Consider the following 18,596-nt stretch of genomic DNA (forward strand, 5'->3'; position numbering starts at 1 on the left):
TCAGCGGCGTTCGGTGGAGACGACCAGGGCCACGCCGGCGATGATCACTGCGCCGGACGCGATGATCGCCGGGGTGATCGGCTCGGCGACGAAGAGCGCGCCCAACGCGACCGCCACGACGGGGTTCACGTACGCGTACGTGGCCGTGAGCGAGATCGGCGCGCTCTGCAGCAGCCACACGTACGCCGTGAACGCCACCAGCGAGCCCGCGATCACCAGGTAGGCCAGCGCCGCCCACGATCGCGCGGAGACGTCCCACCCGCTGAGCGGTTCCCCCGAAAGAACCCCGCCCAGCAGCAGCACAGACCCACCGACCAGCGACTCGTAGACGGTCGCCACGAAGGGATCGGCCGGCAACGGCAGGTACTTCGACGCGAACGACCCCGTCGCCCAGCACGTGGCGGCCCCGAGCACGATGAACGCCCCCACGACCGGCACCTCCCCGGTCCGCCCGCTGAACCACACCAGCCCGGCCAACCCGCCGAACCCGACCAGCACCCCGGCGAACGTCTTCACCCCCGGCCGGTCCCCGCTGGCGGCGCGCATCACCACGACCAGCAGCGGCACGAGCGCGACGAGCAGGGCGGCGACGCCGGACGGCACCGGCCCACCGGGCGGGTCGGCCTCGGCGAAGACGACGACCCCGTTGCCGAAGGCCAGCAGCAGCGAGCCCACGAGCCCGGCGGCGAGGAACTGCCGCACACTCACCCGTAGGCGGCGAACCCCACCCCGAACGGCGAGAATCGCGGCCAGGATTCCGCTGGCTAGGACAAACCGTATACCGGCGGACAACAACGGCGGTAAGGTCTCGACGGCGATCCGGATCGCCAGGTATGTCGACCCCCAGACGACGTACACGATCAGTAGCGCCGTCCATACGGCCGCCCCGGAGGGCGGGGGCGCAACCGGATCGGGCGAACTCGGGGCCGGATCGGCAACCGGAGTGCTATTGGTAGGCGGCTCCATCGCTGATCCACGCTACGGTGACCGGAGAAGCCGTGTCCCGCGTTCCGTGACCGGTGTCTCAGCCGAACGGGCGTGGGTACAGAAGGGTATGCGGATGTCGATGTACGGACCGCCCGGCGGACCGTACCCGGACCGGCGGGACGGCGAACGGGCGCCCCGCGAGCGGCGCGCCTGGGCCGACGCGGCCACCAGGGATGCTCCGCCGCGCCGCGAACCGCCCGCCGCGCCGCCGTCCGCATCGTCGACCCCGGCCGGGCGGTCCGGCTTCCGGCCCACCGAGCCGGTCGGCTACCGGTACTCCGACGCCGGCCGCGGCGAACCCTTCGCCGGCGAGGCATTTCCCGGTACGCCCTTCCCCGGTGAGTTCGACTTCGGCGGGCCGGACCGCGGCGGGCGTTTCCGCAACGCCGGCGACGACGGGCGCCGCGACCCCGGTGCCGATCCCCGGCGCGAGGCCGGCCGGCCCCGACACGCCGGCAATCCGGGAGCCGACGCCCCCGATGGCCTTCCCCGCGGCCCCGGCGCCGACTTCCGCCGCGGACCGGCCGACGCCGCCGGGCGCCGCGACGCCGGTGCCGATCTTCGACGCGAGCCGGACACGGCCTTCCGCCGCGACGCCGCCGCCCGCCGCGACCCGGCCGCGACGGCGCAGCGCCGGGAGCCGGTCGCCATGCGGCAGGACCGGGCGATGCGCCACGACTCCCCCGGCGGCGACCTCAGACGCGGCAGCACGTTCCGCCAGGACGGCGCTCCCGGCGGCAACGGCGGCGACCTGAGGCACGAGCGCTACGACCGCCGCGATTCCGGCGTCTCCGGCGGCGGCCCCTACGACGGCGGCAACTGGCCCGGCTGGGCCGACGGCGTGACCTGGCAGGACGACAGCCGCGCCCGGGGCAACGCGCGCGAATACGACCCGGGCCGCCCGGGTGGGCATGCCGTTCGGGATGTCGAGGACGGGACCGATCTGTACCGGGCCGGCTACGACTATCCGTCGGAGTGGGAGGATCCCGGCTTCGTCGAGCCCGGGTTCGTGGATCCGAGATATGGGCCGGGGCCGGACAAGCCGGGCGAGGTGTGGGCACCGGCCCGTGCGCCGGAGGGCGGCGGCGGGCGCGTCACCCGGTGGATCGTCGGTGTGCTGTGCCTGCTGGTGCTGGTCGCCGGGGGCGGCGTGGCGTACTACCTCATCGCGCGGGACCGTTCGGCGGGGGCGGGTGACACCGCCGGTCCGTCGCCGGCCGCGGAGCCGCCGGCGCAGGCGTCCGCCAAGGCGAGCGCGCCGCAGCCGTCCGCGGCGGCGTCACGCAGTTCGGCGGCGGGGCCGGCGGAGGATGCGCGCACCGCGAAGGTCGGCGACTGCCTCGTCAACAAGGGCACGGAGAGTAAGCCGGAAATGCGCCGCGTGACGTGCGCCGCGAACACCTACCAGGTGCTGAAGCGGATCGACGGCACCGCGGACAAGAGCAAGTGCGACGGCACGCCGAGCCTCACCGACTGGTACTTCTACGATCACCCGGACAACAGCCGGGACTTCGTGCTCTGCCTCAAGAAGCGGACCTGAGGCGGCGCCGGAGCGGCGCGACACGCCGTGTCGGCTTTTCCTGCCGGGTCGCTTTTGAAGCTTCGTACGGCTGTGCTAATCTCGCCGAGTCGCTTTCATCTGCGGCAGGACCTGCACCTTTGCCGTCCGCTACAGCCGTATAACGCTGTCTAGCGCTAACTTTAGACTGCCCGATAGAGCCCTCGCATGCCCCAAAACGAGGATGCTCTACCGGTATCTAGGCGTCTGGCTAGACAGCCGGATAGAGTCCTCGCGTGGATCCGGTCCGTAACCCGTATGCCCCTGGCGCCGGCCAACGCCCACCCGAGCTGGCCGGCCGGGACAGGGAGCTCGAGGTCTTCGACGTCGTTCTCGAACGCATCGCGCGTGGCCGCCCGGAGCGCTCACTCGTACTCGCGGGACTACGCGGTGTAGGCAAGACCGTTCTGCTCAACACGCTGCGCTCGCAGGCGTTCTCCCGTCGGTGGGGTGCCGGCAAGATCGAGGCGCGTCCCGATCAGTCCCTGCGCAGGCCCGTGGCGGCCGCCCTGCACATGGCGATCCGCGAGCTCGCCCCCCGGCACCGCGTCCCGGATCGGATCGACGACTTCCTGGGCGTGCTGAAGGCGTTCGGACAGAAATCGAATCCGACCGGAAAGCTGCGGGACCGGTGGCAGCCGGGGATCGACGTGCCCGCGGTCGCCGGGCGGGCCGACTCCGGCGACATCGAGATCGACCTGGTCGAACTCTTCACCGACGCCGCCGCGATCGCCACCGACCTGGGGACCGGCGTGGCGCTGTTCATCGACGAGATGCAGGACGTCGCGCCCGACGACCTCTCCGCGCTCTGCGCCGCCTGCCACGAACTGTCCCAGACCGGCGCGCCGCTCATCGTCGTCGGCGCCGGCCTGCCGCACCTGCCGGCCCTGCTCTCGGCGCAGAAGTCCTACTCGGAGCGGCTGTTCCGGTATCAGCGCATCGACCGGCTCGACCGGATCTCCGCCGATCTCGCGCTGACCGCGCCGGCCGAGCGGGAGGACGTCGAGTTCGAGGTCAAGGCGCTCGACGAGCTGTACGAGGCGTCCGGCGGCTACCCCTACTTCGTGCAGGCGTACGGCAAGGCGACCTGGGACCACGCGCCCCGTTCGCCGATCACGGCGGCCGACGTGCGGGTCGCCGCGCCCGAGGCCGAGGCGGAACTGGCGGTCGGCTTCTTCGGTTCGCGGTACGAGCGCGCCACCCCGGCCGAGCGCGAGTACCTGCGCAGCATGGCCCTGCTCGCGCCGAGCGACGACATGGCCGGTGCCGTCCCGACCGCGGAGATCGCGAGGTCGCTCGAGCGCAAGCCCGCGAGCCTCTCCCCGGCCCGCGACGCACTGATCAAGAAGGGCCTCATCTATTCAGGGGAGCGCGGAACCGTAGCCTTTACCGTTCCCCACTTCGGTCGCTATCTCCGCAGCCAACCCACAGAGTAAAGAGCTTCATTGCGACGGTCCGTCGGGCGCATTACCGCTGCTCCCGCCGGACCGCTCCGCTTCCCCGTCCGCGTGCAGTTATTCGGTGCGGGGGATCGGGATCTCACGCTTCTCGATGGCCGCGGCCATGACCTCCGGGAAGAGGTCCGGCGTGCAGGCGAAGGCGGGGACGCCCAGCGCGGCGAGCGCGGCCGCGTGTTGGTGGTCGTACTCGGGGGCGCCGTCGTCGTTCAGCGCGAGGAGCACCACCACCCTTACGCCGGCCGCCGTCATGGCGGCCACGCGGCGGAGCATCTGTTCGGCCGAGCCGCCCTCGAAGAGGTCGCTGATCAGGATCAGTACCGTGTCGCGCGGCCGGGTGATCAACTGCTGGGCGTAGGCGAGGGCGCGGTTGATGTCGGTGCCGCCGCCGAGCTGCGTGCCGAAGAGCACGTCGACCGGGTCGGCCAGCCGTTCGGAGAGGTCGACGACCGCCGTGTCGAAGACGACCAGCGACGTGCGCAGCGCCGGCAGCGACGCCAGCACCGAGGCGAACACCCCCGCGTACACCACCGACGTGGCCATCGACCCGGACTGGTCGACGCAGAGCACGATGTCCCGCTTGACGGCGTTGGTGCGGCGGCCGTAGCCGACGAGGCGTTCCGGGACGACGGTGCGCAGGTCCGGCTGGTAGTGCTTGAGGTTGGCGCGGATGGTGCGATCCCAGTCGATGTCGCGATGGCGCGGCCGGGAGGTGCGGCTCGCCCGGTTGAGCGCGCCGTTGACCGCCGCTCGGGTCTTCTGTTCGATGCGTTTGCGCAGGTCCTCGACGACCTTGGCGACGACGGCACGCGCCGTGCGGCGGCTGGCCTCCGGCATGACGCGGCCGAGCGACAGCAGCGTCCCGACGAGGTGCACGTCCGGCTCGACGGCGTCGAGCATCTCCGGTTCGAGCAGGAGGCGCTGGAGGCCGAGGCGTTCGATGGCGTCGGCCTGCATGACCTGAACGACGCTGGACGGGAAGTACCGCCGGATGTCGCCGAGCCAGCGGGCGACGCGCGGCGAGGAGGAGCCGAGGTCGCCACCGCGCGAACCGCCACCGGGCGTGCCGCGCCCGTCGGAGTCGTAGAGCGCGGAGAGCGCCTCGTCCATGCCGGCGTCGGTGGCGGAGAGCTCGGTGCCCGTCCCGTCGGCGTCTCCCCCGCCCAGCACGAGCCGCCACCGCCGCGCCTTCTCCTCATCCACGGCCCACCCCCAGCAGCAGTTCGACGGTCGGCAGGACCAGGTCGCCGCGCTCGTGCGGGCCCGCCGGCTCGGCCGGAGCCGCATCAGCGGAGTCCCAGCGGCGCACGCGCTCGCCGATGGCCCGCCGGTGCGGCGCCGGGAACGCCCCGAACGTCCGCCGCAACAACGGCAGCACCTCGTCGAAGTTCCCCGCGGGAATGCCCTGCAGCCAGGAGTCCACCAGCCGCAGCAGCGGCTCGTCGTGCAGCAGCACCAGCCCCCCGCCGGCGACGAACCCCTCGATCCACGCGGCCCCGTGCGCCGGCGGCACCCCGACGGTGAGCACCGCGCCGAGCCGCCGTCCGACGGTGTCCCGGTCGAGTCGTCCCGCGTCGTGCAGCAGTCGCGCGAAGCGGCCGCCCAGCAGCCCCGGCAGGTCGGCCCGGTCGGCGACCTTCGCCACGGCGTCGAGCCACTCCCCGAGGGCCTCTTCGGACAGCAGCGGCACCGCGGAGTGCACGGCGTCGACGCGTTCCTTCATGGCGCGCGCGGCGTCCTCGTCGAGCCCGGTGACCGCGGCGGCGAACCCGACCCGGATGCGCGTCAGCATCGTGGCGGTGACGACCCGCAGCGAGGCGACGTCGGTGCCGCGCACGTCGCCGTAGCGCAGGGTCCTGGCCAGTTCGGGCAGGGCGTCCATCAGGTGCGCCACGTCGGTGTCGAGGGCCATGCGGTCCGAGAGCGCACGCAGCACCCGCCCGAACGCCCCCGGCAGGTCGGCCAGCAGGCACCGCTGCACGAGGCGGGACACCTCGCCGAGCGTGTTCGCGGCGCCGGCGAGCTCCACGGCGCGCGTGGTCGCCGCCGCCGGAACCGTTGCCCCGTAAGCACTCGCCGCGATCACGTCGACGGCGAACTCGGGCTGCCACTCCAGCCGCCACGCCTCCCAGAACGTCCCCCTGCCGCCGCGGTCCTCGACCGGCTTGCCCCACGGCACGTCGAGCAGCCGCAGCCGGTGCAGCAGGCGGCTGCGGTCGGCGTCGATCTCGCGCCGCAGGTCGAGCCGCTTCTCCTCGGTGCCGGCCGAGGGCGGGAAGCGCAGCCGCTTCTGGGTCGCGGCCAGGTCCCGGGCCAGTGGCACGCCGGGTGTGTCCGCGGGGATCTCGCCGAGGCGTTCGCCGATGACGAGCCGGCGGTTCACCAGTTCGACCCGGAGCTCGTCGCCGTCGCAGAGCACGGCGCGGGTGGCGTCGGTGACCTCGGCGAGCCCCGCGAGCGGCCGGCCGCGCAACGTGGCGAGCGCCTGCGCCAGCCGAACGGCCTCGATGACGTGCGCGCTGGAGACGGGCAGCCCTTCCGCGCGCAGGACCGCGGCGACGGCGACGAGCCAGCGTTCGATGACGCGGTCCGGCGCGGTGAACAGGTGGTGGTACCAGCCGGGCGAGGTGACGCCGGCGCCGTAGCCGCGCCACGAGGCGAGCCGCCCGTGGGTCCACGGCACCCAGGTGAGATTGACCTTCGTCCGGGCGAGCCCCTTGAGGGTGCGCGTGTCGTGCGCGGCCGGCGGCAGCGGGTCCGTGAGCGCCGGCACGTGCCAAGCCCCGCACACGACGACGACGGTCGCGAACGCCTTCCGCGCGGCCCGGATCTGTTGCCGCATATAGGCTTCGCGCCGCTCGTCATCGCCCGAGGTGCCCTGGCGGACGGCGCCCATGGCGGCCGCGATCGCCTCGAACGGCGCCAACGCATCACCGTCCACAGTGGACGTCTGATGCTCGACGACGTCCTCCCACCACCGCTCGGGATCGTCATAACCGGCCGCGGAGGCCAGCTCCCCGATGGGATCCTGACGCACACTGTCCACAGTGGACTCGTCCGCCGGATCGCTCCCGGCGGCGAACCGGATCGCCGCCGGCAGGTCGATGAAGCGCACCGGCACCTCGTGCGTCACCGCCCAGCGGATCGCCTGCCACTCCGGCGAGAACTCCCCGAACGGCCAGAACGACGCCTTCGCGGCGGCATCCCCCGAGGACGGGTAGGCGAGCAGCGCCACCGGCGGCCGCAGCCCGTCGTCGAGCGCCCACGCGACGAGCGGATCCGCTTCCGGCGGCCCCTCGATGAGCACGATGTCCGGCCGCACCTGCTCCAGCGCCCGCGCGACGGCGCGCGCGGAACCCGGCCCGTGGTGCCGGATGCCGAGCAGGTGGACGGCCGGCTCACTCACCGGAGCGCGCAGCCCGGTAGAAGTCGCGCCAGCCGTCCCGTTCCCGCACCACGGTTTCGAGGTACTCCTGCCAGACGACGGCGTCGGAGACGGGGTCCTTGACGACGGCCCCGACGATGCCGGCCGCCACGTCGCCGGCCCGCAGCACCCCGTCGCCGAAATGCGTGGCCAGCACGACGCCGTTGACCAGCACCGAGATGGCCTCGGCGGTGGACATGGTGCCGCTGGGCGACTTGAGCCGGGTCCGGCCGTCCTCGGTCACTCCCGCGCGCAGCTCCCGGAACACGGTCACCACCCGCCGGATCTCCTCGTACGCCGGCGGCAGGTCGGGCAGTTCGAGCGCCCGCCCGAGGTCGGCGACGCGGCGCGACACGATGTCGATCTCCTGCTCGGCGTCGGCGGGAACGGGCAGCACCACGGTGTTGAACCGCCGCCGCAGCGCGCTGGAGAGTTCGTTGACGCCGCGGTCCCGGTCGTTGGCGGTGGCGATGACGTTGAACCCCTTGCGCGCGGCCACTTCCTGCCCCAGTTCCGGGATGGGCAGCACCTTCTCCGACAGCACGGTGATCAGCGAGTCCTGAACGTCCGACGGGATGCGGGTCAGCTCCTCCACGCGCGCGATGCCACCGCCGGCCATCGCCTTCATGACGGGACTGTCCACGAGTGCCGCCCGGGTGGGCCCCTCGGCCAGCAGGCGGGCGTAGTTCCAGCCGTAGCGGATGGCCTCCTCGGGCGTGCCGGCCGTCCCCTGCACCATCAGCGTCGAGTCGCCGCTGATGGCCGCCGCGAGATGTTCGCTCACCCAGGTCTTGGCCGTCCCGGGCACCCCGAGCAGCAGCAGCGCGCGGTCGGTGGCGAGCGTGGCGACGGCGACCTCCATGAGCCGGCGCGGCCCGATGTACTTGGGCGTGATGACGTCGCCGTCACCCAGCAGGTACGTCACGACGGCCTGCGGCGACAGCTTCCAGCCGGGCGGCTTCGGCCGGTCGTCGCCGGCGGCCAGCAGGGCCAGCTCGGTCGCGTACTCGGCCTCGGCGTGCCGGCGTACCACGTCAGTCACGGGTTAGCTCCTCGTTCATCCGGTAGCGGAACCGCAGGACGTCGGTCAGATGGTCGACGGCCGACAGGCGCGGGTCGTCGGGACGGTGCCCGGCGAGCGTGTCCCGCAACGCACCCAGGCCGTCCACTGTGGACACCGGCAGCCGCGTGCCGGCGAGCGCGGTGAGGCCGGCGAGCCGCCACGCGGAGGCGCCGCCGCGGATCAGCACGCCGAGCGCGTCGACCGCCGCCTCGGCCAGCGGCCGCGGCCACGGGCGGGGGCACAGTTCCAGCAGGCGTTCGACGCCGGCCGCGGTCGCCCGGCCGGGGTCGCGGCGCAGCACGGCGGCCGCCCGTTCGGCGCGCAGGTCGACCGGCAGCACCTCGTACAGCGCCTCGAGCAGGAGCCGGTCGTCGGGCCGCTGCGAGGTCGACGGTTCGCTCCAGAGGCGGTCGACCATGACGGCGGCCCACTCGCTGTTGTCCTGGCCGGCGGCCGCCCGCCCGAGCCCGCGCCGCAGCACGCCGGTCCACTCGTCGTCGATCGCCTTGTCCAGCAACGTTTCCGGCCGTCCCCAGGTGCCGAGCGGCGTGCGCGCCAGCACCTCCTCGAGCCACCACGCGCGCTGTCCGGTGCCGGCCGGGGCCCGCGCCGTCACGCCGTCGCGCTGCATCGACCGGTCGCACTGCGCCGGTGGCCGCACGTCGACCCGCGCGCCGTCGACCCGCACGCAGCCGCGCGCCCGCACGGCCATCCGCAGGGCGTAGGCGCTGTCCGGCAGTCGCGCCAAGAGATCGAGGGCGACCACCCTTACCTCTCGTCGCGGGTCGTCGAGCGCGCGTTCGAGGATGTCCTCGTCCACTCTGGACAGTCCTATGTGGAACGTCTTCAGCAGCGCCGCGCGGTCCTCCGCCGTCTCGCTGTCCCACGTGGTGGTGAGCTGCATGCGCGCCAGGTGCGGATCGCGGCGCCGCACCGCGCTGAGGTGACCCACCCGCCGGCCGATCGGTGCGAGGTCCCAGCCCTTGACGATTTCCCGCTCGTCGGTCTCGCCCAGCAGGTAGCGCCACTCGTCCCGCTGAACGGCGAGCCAGCGGGCGCGTTCGCCGCCGGCCTTCGCGAGCGCGGGGCGCAGCTGCCGGTGCCGGCGACCCAGGTCGAGCAACTCGGGCAGCAGTTCACCGGGTGCGCGCCGGCCGGCGCCGAGCCACTCGTCGACGAGTTCGAGGCGGGTCTCGGCATTGCGCGCGGCACCGGCCACCCGCACGGGATCGAGCAGCCCCGCGAGCCGAACGGCGGCCGCCCGCGGCGCGGCCGGCACGGTCTCCTCCGGCGCCGCCTCCGGCAGCGCGACGCCGGCCTCGGCCCGCACACCCGCCCGCATCCGCAGCCCCTGCGCGGCGGCGGCGTCGAGCAGGGCGCCCGGGCCGCCCGGGACCGGCCGCCGGTCGGTGCCCACCAGGGCGGCGGAGACGACATCAGTCCACTGCGGTCCCTGCAGGCTGCGGTCCTCGCTGCTCACAGTACGACCACCCGCCCCTCGACCCAGGCGGTGAGCACCCGCACGCCAGAAAGGCCGTACTCGCCGAAGACCCGGCACGGCCTGCCCCCGGCGGCGGCCACCAGGTCCCACGGCTCCCCGAGCAGCGGCAGCGCGTCACCGGCGGCGTCGATCAGGTGGGTGCGGGTGGGCACCACGCCGTCGAGCAGCACCGGCCACCGGTCGGTCCACGGATCGCCCGCGAGCGCGGTGGCCCACTCGTCCAATGCTTGCTGGATGCCGACGCCTTCCGGCTTGCCGCCGGTCTGCTCCCCGCGCGTTTTCACCAGCGCCCGCAGCGGCGCGGCACCCGGATAGAAGCACAGCTCGCCGGGAAAGGCGGTGCCCGGCACGAAGTCCCCCACGAGCGGCTGTCCCGGCCCGGCGAAGCTCATCACCAGCGCGGGCCGCCCGGTGGCGTTCCCCCGAAGCCACGCCCGGCGGGTGCTCAACTGCTCGTCGATCTCGTCCCGCACGCCCAGCACGGCCCAGGTGTCGGCGACCGGCGCGGTGGCGAGCACGTCCTCCGTCCGGACCTGGATGCCGACCCGCGCGGCGACCGTGGCGGCAAGCTCCGCCGGCAACTCCGCACGCCGCAGGAACCCGCGCACGAGCAGCCGCAGCAGCCCCAGCTCGGTCACCAGCCGCTCCGGCACCCCCGACACCGCCGCCGCGGCGAGGCGCCGCACCATGGCCGCCGCGCCCGGCGCCTTCGCGTCGACGAGCCGCGCCGCCTGCAGGTCGAACGGCTCGTACCCGGCCGTGGCCAGCCCGGCGACGCCGGCGCGCACCTGGTCGGTGAGCCACCGGTCGAGCTCGGCCAGCCCGGCCTCCACCTGCTCGGCCCGCTTCGCGACGGTCTTCGGGTTGACGGTCCGCGGCGCCGCGGTGGAACGGCGTGCCGCCCGCGCGGCCCGCGCCGCCATCCAGGCGTCCGCCCACTGCGGCGGCAGGTCGGGCTTGACCCGCGCGTCGGACCAGCGCAGCAGCAGGCCGACCGCGTGCTTGCACGGCACCTTCCGGCTCGGGCAGGTGCATCTGAACGCGGGACCGCTCAGGTCGACGACGATCTGGTAGGTGCCGCGGCCCCGGCATCGCCCCCACACCGCGTCGGCCTCGTCCCACCCCTCGTCCGACCACCCGGAGTCACCGGCGAGCGACTGTGCGGCGCGGCCGGCCGACGCGTCGGGGGCCAGCGCGAGCACCTGCTCCGGGCTCCATCGGGGCACCTCGACCTCGGCCATCGCATCAGAGCGTAGTCAGTGGGTCCGACGTTTTCGGAAACGGCCATACCTTGCGTAAACGCCGCACTACCGGGGTAGAACGCTTCCATGGCGCTCATTCGTACAGCGGCCCGGACCCTGCTCGGCGCACTCTTCGTCACCAGTGGCGTCCAGGCCTTACGCAACCCCGACAGGTTCGTGACCCGAGCCAAGCCGGTCACGGATCGCATGTCCACCGCACTGGAGGCGGCGAGCCTGCCCACCGACACCGAGACGCTCGTCAAGGCGAACGGCGCGATCCAGGTTGCCGGCGGCGCGCTGCTGCTGACCGGTATCGCGACCCGTCCCGCCGCGGCGGCGCTCGCCGGTTCGCTGGTCCCCTCGACCGTGGCCGCGCACCCGTTCTGGGCCGAGTCCGACCCCGAACGCCGCGCCGACCAGCAGGTCCAGTTCGCCAAGAACATGGGTCTGCTCGGTGGGCTGCTCTTCGCGACGATGGACCGGGGCGGCAAGCCCTCCCTCGCGTGGCGCACCAAGCACGCCGCGAAGGCCGCCAAGCGCGAGGCCAAACTGGCCGGCGTCACGACGGCTCTCGCCGGTGCGTCGACGGCGCAGAAGGCCGGCAACGCGGTGCGTCGCGCCGGCGGTGCGGTCTCCTGGACCGCGGGCAACGCCGCCGGACGGGCCACCGGTGCCGCGAAGCGTGCCGGCGACGCCGCGAGCCACGCGGGCCGTTCGGTGAAGCGCAGCGCGAAGACCGCACGCCGCGAGGCGCGGATCGCGGTGCGTGCCGCCCGCCTCGGCCGCAACCTCCCGTTCTGACCGTTGACGCGTGAACTTCGTGAAGTTCGCGCACACCGGGTTCGACCGGCCGGACCGGCGGCCGCCGCTCGGCTACGGTGCGGAGGATGTCGACCACGGCCGGTCCGGCGGACAGGGCGGCTCCCCTTGCGGAGCTGCTGCGCCGTGCCGAATGGAGTCCCCGACAGCTCGTCGCAGCGATCAACCGCAGCCTCTCGCAGAACGGTCGCGAGAGGTTGCGGCTTGATCCGACCGCGGCGTACCCGTGGATCCGGCGCGGCTACCGGCCACGTCCACCCATCCCGGCCATCGCCGCCGGTGTCCTGTCGGCACGTCTCGGCTGCCCGATCACCGAGGCGGATCTCTGGCCGGCCCACCGCGATCGGGGACTGCCAGCGCGTGGAGCCGCCGAGAAGCTGGACGGCGACGTTCTCACCGCACTGGACGACCTCGTCGTCCTCGCGGCCGCTCCGGCAGCTCCCATCGTGGAGGCCTCCGGCCGGGACCTGTTGACCGCCGTCCGTGACCGGTCCACCGCCGGAAGCCCGATCCCCTCGCCCCGGGCCGGTCGCGAACATGTCGGCGCCGAACAGGTCGACCTGATCAGCGCCCACGTCACGGCCCTGCGCCGGCTGGACGACCGGCACGGCGGCGGCGTGCTGAGCATCCGCTACATCACCGGCGAACTCCGCAACGTCCGCGACCTCGTCGCGGCGGCCAACCACACCGCCGGGACCGCCCGGCGGCTCACGGGCGTCCTGGCCGACCTGGCTCAACTTCTGGGTTGGCTGCACTTCGACGCCAGCAACTTCGGCGCGGCGGAGCGCTACCTGCTGTTAAGTACGGCCGTAAGTCGCGCAGCGGGGGCTACCGACCGTGCTGCGAACGCCATCGGCATGCTGGCGTACGTGTCGGCTTCCCGGGGCCACGGCAGGGCGGCGGTCGGGCTGGCGGAGACGGCGCTCGGCGAGGGAAGCGGCGACCCGGTACTCCGCGCGCGGCTGCTCGGCCGGGTGGCGACCGCTGCTGCGGCGAGCGGCGACCTGGAGCTGTTCCTGAGGCGTGCTGATCAGGCGGTCGAAGTGCTGAGCGGCGACGACCGGTCCGGTGCGCCGTTTCTCTACTACCTGAATCCGGCACAGCTCGCGGCCGAGCGCGGACAGGCACTTGTCGGACTGGCCGCGCACCTCCCCGACCCCCGGTCGGATCTGCTCAGCGAAGCGGTCGACCTCCTGCGCGACGCCGTCCGTGATCAGCTGGCACCGGACGCACACGGCGCGATCTACCCGCGTTCAGCGCTTTTGCACACGTCGTTTCTCGGACGTGCGCTGCTGCTGTCGGACGCACCCGCTCAGGCGGTCGATTCGCTCCGGGTGGGGCTCGGACTGCTCGACGGTGTGCGATCACCTCGCAGCCGGGGTCATCTCCGTGCCCTCCGCCCGATGCTGGTGGAACGCGCGCGATCGTCGTCGGTGATCGGAGATTTCCTGCCCGAGTTCGACAGGGCACTATCGCACCATGACGGGGAGCCCGGTCGTGATCGAGATGCGCCGATCCAACCATCCGGACGCGGTCCGGCTGCTTGAGGCGTTTCTCCGCGATCAGGTCGAACGGTACGGCTATGCGGATCCGGTGGACCTCGACCCGGCGGACTTCACCCCGCCCGGCGGAGCCTTCGTCGTCGCCTACCTGGACGGTGCGCCGGTCAGCTGCGGCGGCTACCGCCGGCACGGCGCCGGCATCGTGGAGATCAAGAAGACGTACACCGTCCCTGAAGCCAGAGGACACGGGGTCGGGCGCCGGGTTCTGTCCCGGCTGGAGGAGCTGGCCGTCGATGCCGGCGCGCGGCAGGCTGTCCTGGAGACGGGGATCCGTAACGACGCCGCAGTGGCGATGTTCCGGAGCCTCGGCTATCGGCCGATCGACGGGTATGTGCCGGGGCGGGACCCTGACATCAATCGTGCCTTCGCCAAGCGGCTGACCTGACCAGGTTCACGTTGTTCACGGTCGCGCCCGGTTCCACCGTCGGGACGGTGGTGGTCGACTGGGTGTCGTGAAGAGACCCGCGATTTCGGTGGCAGGCGCCGCTGAGGTGCTCGCGCACGCCCTGCGTGGAGTCGCGACCGCCTACGACAAACGCGACGCCGTTCTGGCGTGGCGGCTCGACGCCCGAACGGTCCTGATGCTCGCCTCGTGGATCGAGGACGCACGACGGGTAGAGCGGCAGGGCATCATCGCCGACGTCCGGCAGGAGATCACCGCCGTGACGGCGGAGTTCGCGGAGATGACGGACGAGGAACGCGGCGAGCCCGGCTGGGAGGTGAGCTACCGCAGCGGCATGCTGCGCGGCCTCCTCGTCGTGATGCAGGGGCCCCACCAGCGACTGACCGTGCCGGCCTCGGCTCTGCGGCTCGGGGACGTGCTGCTCGGACTGCGGGAACACTCCGGCGAAACGGTGATCCGTCTGGGATCGGATCGGGAGCGGCGGGTGGTCGCCCGGACCGCGTCCACGGTGCACACGTTCTCGCCGGAGCGGCGACTCCAGGTGATCCGCCCGGGCGTCCGACCGAGTTGAGCCCATTTACCGGTCATCACCGGCGCCCGACGCGACCGTACGACAAAGTGAGAGTCGAACACCCGTCCACTCAGCGGGTACCTTGGCAGCATGACCCACAACGCCGAAAGCCCCGCTGCGGACACCGTGGACGAGCGCGGCGTCGTCATCACCGCCGAAGGCCGGGCCCGCGTCCGTCGTCAGCTCGCCGAGCTTGACGCCCACTGGACTCCAGAGGAACGCGACCGGGCCCGCACCGAGTTCCTCGCCCGTTTCGACGCCGCGTGACCTGGCGGGTCATTCTCGACGCCTCAGCGATCGGCGCGTTCGCGAACGCCTCCATCCATGTCGGCGAGGTGCTGGCCGAGATCGCCGACGAACCCGGTGCGACCGTCGGCCTGCCGGTCGAGGCGCTCACGATCGCCTACGCGGCCGGTTCGGAGACGGGTCGGCTCGACCTGCTGGTGAAGCGCCCGAACGTCGACGTGATCCCGGCCGCTGACGTCGACGAGTGGCGTCGGATCGCAAACGCCATGCGGCTCCTCGGCTCGTACGACAGGGCCGTCGCGGCACTGCTTGTCATCGACGGTGCGGCGCAGTACGTGGTGACGTGTGATCCGCAGGCGTACGGCGGCTTGCCGACCCTTCAGGTGTGGCGCGACTAGGCGGAGTTGACCCACTCGTCGGTGCCGTCGGCGAAGACCTGCCGCTTCCACACCGGGATCCGCTCCTTCACCTCGTCCACCAGCCGCGCGCACGCCGCGAACGCGTCCGCGCGATGGGCCGTCGAGACGGCCGCCACCAGCGCCACGTCACCGATTTTGAGCGGGCCGACCCGGTGCGACACCGCCACCGCGTAGACCTCGGGCGCCGCGGCGATCTCCTCGGCCACGGCCACCAGCACGTCGCGGGCGCTCGGATGTGCCTCGTACTCGAGTTCGTGGACGCCGCGGCCGCCGTCGTGGTCGCGTACCACCCCCTGGAACGTCACCACCGCCCCGGCGCCCGGATGGGCCACCGCGGCCTCGTGTGCCGCCACGTCGAGCGGCTGCGTCGTGACCTCACGGATCATGGCAGTGGCACCAGGGCGGCCGTCGCTCCGGATGTTCCCTCGGAACGGGGTGGAATGACGGCGAACCCGGCGGCGCGCGACAGACCGCGCAGCATCGAGGAGCCCGCGTGGGGCAGCGGTGAGTAGGTGCCGGCCGGATCCTGCGCGACCAGCGCGAGATGCGTGTAGTCCCCGCGGCCCGGAACGCCCGCCCCGAGCGTGACCGGCGACAGCACCGGCAACGGGCGGCCGGTGAGCCCGGCGAGCAGCGGCACCACCAGCGACACGAGCGCGACGATCGCCGACTGCGGGTTGCCGGGGAGCCCGGCGACGAAGCGCCCGTCCGGCAGCGCGGCGACCAGCATCGGGAACCCGGGCCGCACGGCGACCTGGTTGACGACGTACTCGGCGTCGAGCGCGGCGAGCGCGGGGTGCAGGTGGTCGACGGGTCCCCGCATGGTGCCGCCGGTGGTGCAGATGACGTCGGCGCCGGTCTCGACGGCGGAGCGCAGCGCGTCGACGTGCGCCTCGAGCGTGTCCGGAACGGGTCCCACGGGCGGCGCCGGCACCGCGCCGAGGCGGCGCAGCCAGCCGGGGACCTGCGGCCCGAGCGCGTCCCGTACGCGGCCGTCGCCGGGATCCCCGGCGGTCAGCAGCTCGTCGCCGAAGACGATCGTGGCGACCCGGGGTGCCGGCACGACGGCCAGCTCGTCGTACCCGCACGAGGCGGCCAGTCCGAGAACGCCCGGCGTCACCGTGGTCCCGGCCGGAAGAAGTTCCTCGCCGGCGGCGCATTCCTCGCCGACGTCGCGCCACTCGCGGGGTGCCCGCGGCGTCCCCTCCACCAGAGCGGAGACCGTAGCGTCCTCGACCCGCAGGATCGTGGTCGTGCCCTCCGGCACCATCGCGCCGGTGGCGATCTCGACGCAGGTCCCGTCGTCGGTGAGCGGCGCCGCCGGCCGGCCGGCGAGGATCCGGCCGGTGACCTTCCACGGCCCGGCACCGCGCACGGCGTACCCGTCGATGCTGGAGGTCGGGAACGCCGGCAGCGGAGTGCGCGCGACCAGCGGTCCGGCCAGGGTCAGCCCGTCGGCCTCGGCCAGCGGTACGGCGACCGACGGCCGGCCCGCGGCGACCTTGGCGCCGGCGGCGTGCACCGCGGCGCGCGCGTCCTGCCACGAGATGGGTGTCACCCCTGGAAGCCTAGTTACTTCGAGATGACCAGCTTCGCGGAGCCCTTGTCGGCGTCCTTGACGAAGACCTTGAAACCGCCGACGGTCGCGGTCTCGCCCTCCTTCATCAGCTTCTCGCCCTTCTTGTTCTCCACCTCGATGCTGTCGTCGAGCAGGTCGTCGAACTCCCACTTCATGCCGAGGACGGTCGCCTTCACGTTGTCGTCGCCCTTGACGGTGACGTCGCAGGAGTTGCCCTTGCACTTCTGGGAGGTGCTGCTGCAGCCGGCGGGGAGGAGGGCAAGGGTAGCGGCGGCGGCGACCGCGACCGCGCGGATCAGGTTCTTACGCATGGCCGACAGCATCGCAGCGACCGCTGGCATTTTGCGCCGGACCCCGGTCAGCCCGGCACGGATCCGGGATGATCACCGCCGCGCAGCTGGTCGACCGCGTGGGACAGGATGGGTCCGAGCACCTTCAGGCCGTCGCGCGCCCCGCCCTTGGATCCCGGCAGGTTGACGATGAGGGAACGTCCGGAGACCCCGCTCAGTCCCCGTGACAGCGCCGCCGTCGGCACCGCGTCCCGGGAGATCGCGCGGATCGCCTCGGCGATGCCCGGCACCTCGTAGTCGAGGACCTGGCGGGTCATCTCCGGGGTGGCGTCGGTGGGGCTGATCCCGGTGCCGCCGCTGGTTACCACCACGTCGAACCGGTCGGCGACGGCGGCCAGCAGCGCCTCCTTGACGGGCGGCCCGTCCGGCACGACCACCGGCCCGTCCACCTCGAACCCGAGCGCGCGCAGCCCGTCGACGAGCAGCGGCCCGCTCGTGTCCTCATATATGCCCGCTGCTGCCCGGTTGGATGCGACAACCACCCTGGCGCGCACCTTCATCAGCGTGCTCATTCGCCCCGAACCCACAGGCCGGTCTTGCCGCCCTCCTTGCGTTCGACGCGAACGTCGGTCAGCGAGGCGGCCGGGTCGACGGCTTTGATCATGTCGACGAGCGCGAGGCCGGCCGCGGCGACGGAGGTCAGCGCCTCCATCTCGACGCCGGTGCGGTCGGCCGTCTTCGTGGCGGCCGTGATGTCCACGGAACTCTCGCGCAGCTCCAGCTCGACCGTGACGCCGTGCAGGGCGATGGGATGGCAGAGCGGGATCAGGTCCGGCGTGCGCTTGGCGCCCATGATGCCCGCGATCCGCGCGACGGCCAGCGCGTCGCCCTTGGGCAACCCGTCGGCACGCAGCAACCCGATGACGTCAACGGTCGTTCGTACGGTGCCGGTGGCAACCGCACGACGCGCGGTGACCTCTTTGGCCGACACGTCGACCATGCGGGCGGCCCCCGTGGCGTCGACGTGTGTGAGCTGCTCGGTCATCCTTCGAGCCTAGATCCCCAGGGTGAACGTCCAGTGTCGGGGCGGGCCACGCGGGCGGAGAATTGTTCATCGCTGGAACCGATCACGACATGCGCAGTGACAGGTTCGGCGGTGTGGCAGACACCTCCGGGGAGTGGGATGGACCTCACTCGATTCTCGACTACAATTAGTAGTTGGTTAATCGGACTTCTCCGGAACTAAACCAACACACTTCTCATATTATGAATCTGCCGACATTTTGCCTGGACACGGCCCTGCTGTAACCCGTACAGTCATCTCAAGAGGTCGGCAAGGCCCCCCAAAAAGGGTTAAAACGCCTGTGTCGTCCCGAGGTCTCTGGAGGAGGCAGTCGTGCGTGACAACTACTGGAGCTGACGCTCCGTAATCGCGTGAGATACGCAGACCGCTTCCGCTGTTGACAGCGGTATATA

The 18,596-nt window shown here is 72.6% G+C and carries 19 protein-coding genes; 8 read left to right on the forward strand and 11 right to left on the reverse strand.

Translation table 11 applies throughout. The features are described from left to right. Complete coding sequence (locus Val02_RS38200) at positions 1-858, reverse strand: EamA family transporter (protein WP_239153650.1); 858 nt, start codon at positions 856-858, stop codon at positions 1-3. A 202-nt stretch (positions 859-1,060) separates the two neighbouring features. Here Val02_RS38200 and Val02_RS38205 point away from each other — a divergent pair, with 202 nt between their 5' ends. Together Val02_RS38205 and Val02_RS38210 are read left to right on the forward strand one after the other, a co-directional pair. Then, on the forward strand, positions 1,061-2,527 hold the full coding sequence (locus Val02_RS38205) for an LppU/SCO3897 family protein (protein ID WP_203904200.1): 1,467 nt from the start codon (positions 1,061-1,063) through the stop codon (positions 2,525-2,527). A 254-nt stretch (positions 2,528-2,781) separates the two neighbouring features. Continuing rightward, on the forward strand, positions 2,782-3,981 hold the full coding sequence (locus tag Val02_RS38210) for an ATP-binding protein (RefSeq protein ID WP_203904201.1): 1,200 nt from the start codon (positions 2,782-2,784) through the stop codon (positions 3,979-3,981). Between the two features lie 78 nt (positions 3,982-4,059). On the opposite strand, the gene Val02_RS38215 is transcribed toward Val02_RS38210, so the two are convergent. From Val02_RS38215 to Val02_RS38235, 5 genes are read right to left on the reverse strand one after another with little or no spacing between them, the layout of a single operon-like run. After that, positions 4,060-5,205: a VWA domain-containing protein gene (locus tag Val02_RS38215; protein ID WP_239153651.1), complete on the reverse strand. Its 1,146-nt coding sequence runs from the start codon at positions 5,203-5,205 to the stop codon at positions 4,060-4,062. Then, positions 5,198-7,408 (reverse strand): DUF5682 family protein, encoded by a 2,211-nt coding sequence (locus Val02_RS38220; RefSeq protein WP_239153652.1) that lies wholly within the window; start codon positions 7,406-7,408, stop codon positions 5,198-5,200. Before Val02_RS38220 ends, Val02_RS38215 begins: the two co-directional genes overlap by 8 nt. Continuing rightward, positions 7,401-8,468, reverse strand: a complete 1,068-nt coding sequence (locus Val02_RS38225) for an ATP-binding protein (protein WP_203904203.1) — start codon at positions 8,466-8,468, stop codon at positions 7,401-7,403. The genes Val02_RS38220 and Val02_RS38225 overlap by 8 nt, the downstream gene beginning before the upstream one ends. Then, complete coding sequence (locus tag Val02_RS38230; RefSeq protein WP_203904204.1) at positions 8,461-9,969, reverse strand: DUF5691 domain-containing protein; 1,509 nt, start codon at positions 9,967-9,969, stop codon at positions 8,461-8,463. The genes Val02_RS38225 and Val02_RS38230 overlap by 8 nt, the downstream gene beginning before the upstream one ends. Continuing rightward, positions 9,966-11,231: an SWIM zinc finger family protein gene (locus tag Val02_RS38235; protein ID WP_203904205.1), complete on the reverse strand. Its 1,266-nt coding sequence runs from the start codon at positions 11,229-11,231 to the stop codon at positions 9,966-9,968. The genes Val02_RS38230 and Val02_RS38235 overlap by 4 nt, the downstream gene beginning before the upstream one ends. 87 nt (positions 11,232-11,318) lie before the next feature. On the opposite strand from Val02_RS38235, the gene Val02_RS38240 reads away from it, so the two are divergent. The 6 genes from Val02_RS38240 (at position 11,319) to Val02_RS38265 (ending at position 15,230) form a co-directional block, all read left to right on the forward strand. Next, a complete protein-coding gene (locus Val02_RS38240; protein WP_203904206.1) occupies positions 11,319-12,032 on the forward strand; it encodes a DoxX family protein in 714 nt (237 codons plus the stop codon). An 86-nt stretch (positions 12,033-12,118) separates the two neighbouring features. Beyond that, on the forward strand, positions 12,119-13,597 hold the full coding sequence (locus tag Val02_RS38245; RefSeq protein WP_239153653.1) for an NsdA family TPR-like regulatory protein: 1,479 nt from the start codon (positions 12,119-12,121) through the stop codon (positions 13,595-13,597). Next, positions 13,530-13,997, forward strand: a complete 468-nt coding sequence (locus tag Val02_RS38250; protein WP_239153654.1) for a GNAT family N-acetyltransferase — start codon at positions 13,530-13,532, stop codon at positions 13,995-13,997. The genes Val02_RS38245 and Val02_RS38250 overlap by 68 nt, the downstream gene beginning before the upstream one ends. 67 nt (positions 13,998-14,064) lie before the next feature. Then, positions 14,065-14,586, forward strand: a complete 522-nt coding sequence (locus Val02_RS38255) for a hypothetical protein (RefSeq protein ID WP_203904207.1) — start codon at positions 14,065-14,067, stop codon at positions 14,584-14,586. Between the two features lie 90 nt (positions 14,587-14,676). After that, positions 14,677-14,853, forward strand: coding sequence for a hypothetical protein (locus Val02_RS38260; RefSeq protein WP_203904208.1), 177 nt, complete (start codon positions 14,677-14,679; stop codon positions 14,851-14,853). Then, complete coding sequence (locus Val02_RS38265) at positions 14,850-15,230, forward strand: hypothetical protein (RefSeq protein WP_203904209.1); 381 nt, start codon at positions 14,850-14,852, stop codon at positions 15,228-15,230. The genes Val02_RS38260 and Val02_RS38265 overlap by 4 nt, the downstream gene beginning before the upstream one ends. On the opposite strand, the gene Val02_RS38270 is transcribed toward Val02_RS38265, so the two are convergent. From Val02_RS38270 to moaC, 5 genes are read right to left on the reverse strand one after another with little or no spacing between them, the layout of a single operon-like run. Continuing rightward, entirely contained in the window at positions 15,227-15,637 is a 411-nt protein-coding gene (locus Val02_RS38270) for a molybdenum cofactor biosynthesis protein MoaE (protein ID WP_203904210.1), read from the reverse strand. The genes Val02_RS38265 and Val02_RS38270 overlap by 4 nt on opposite strands. Beyond that, entirely contained in the window at positions 15,634-16,800 is a 1,167-nt protein-coding gene (locus Val02_RS38275) for a molybdopterin molybdotransferase MoeA (protein WP_203904247.1), read from the reverse strand. The genes Val02_RS38270 and Val02_RS38275 overlap by 4 nt, the downstream gene beginning before the upstream one ends. A gap of 23 nt (positions 16,801-16,823) precedes the next feature. Next, complete coding sequence (locus tag Val02_RS38280) at positions 16,824-17,141, reverse strand: hypothetical protein (RefSeq protein ID WP_203904211.1); 318 nt, start codon at positions 17,139-17,141, stop codon at positions 16,824-16,826. Between the two features lie 47 nt (positions 17,142-17,188). Then, positions 17,189-17,692 carry a MogA/MoaB family molybdenum cofactor biosynthesis protein gene (locus Val02_RS38285; protein WP_239153655.1) on the reverse strand — a complete coding sequence of 168 codons (504 nt, stop codon included), beginning with the start codon at positions 17,690-17,692 and terminating at the stop codon, positions 17,189-17,191. Continuing rightward, the gene (gene moaC / locus Val02_RS38290; protein ID WP_203904212.1) at positions 17,689-18,165 is read right to left on the reverse strand and encodes a cyclic pyranopterin monophosphate synthase MoaC; all 477 of its coding nucleotides are present in this window, start codon (positions 18,163-18,165) and stop codon (positions 17,689-17,691) included. The genes Val02_RS38285 and moaC overlap by 4 nt, the downstream gene beginning before the upstream one ends. Positions 18,166-18,596: the final 431 nt, after the last annotated feature.

Source organism: Virgisporangium aliadipatigenens, from assembly GCF_016863615.1.
In the GTDB taxonomy this organism is placed as follows: Bacteria; Actinomycetota; Actinomycetes; order Mycobacteriales; family Micromonosporaceae; genus Virgisporangium; species Virgisporangium aliadipatigenens.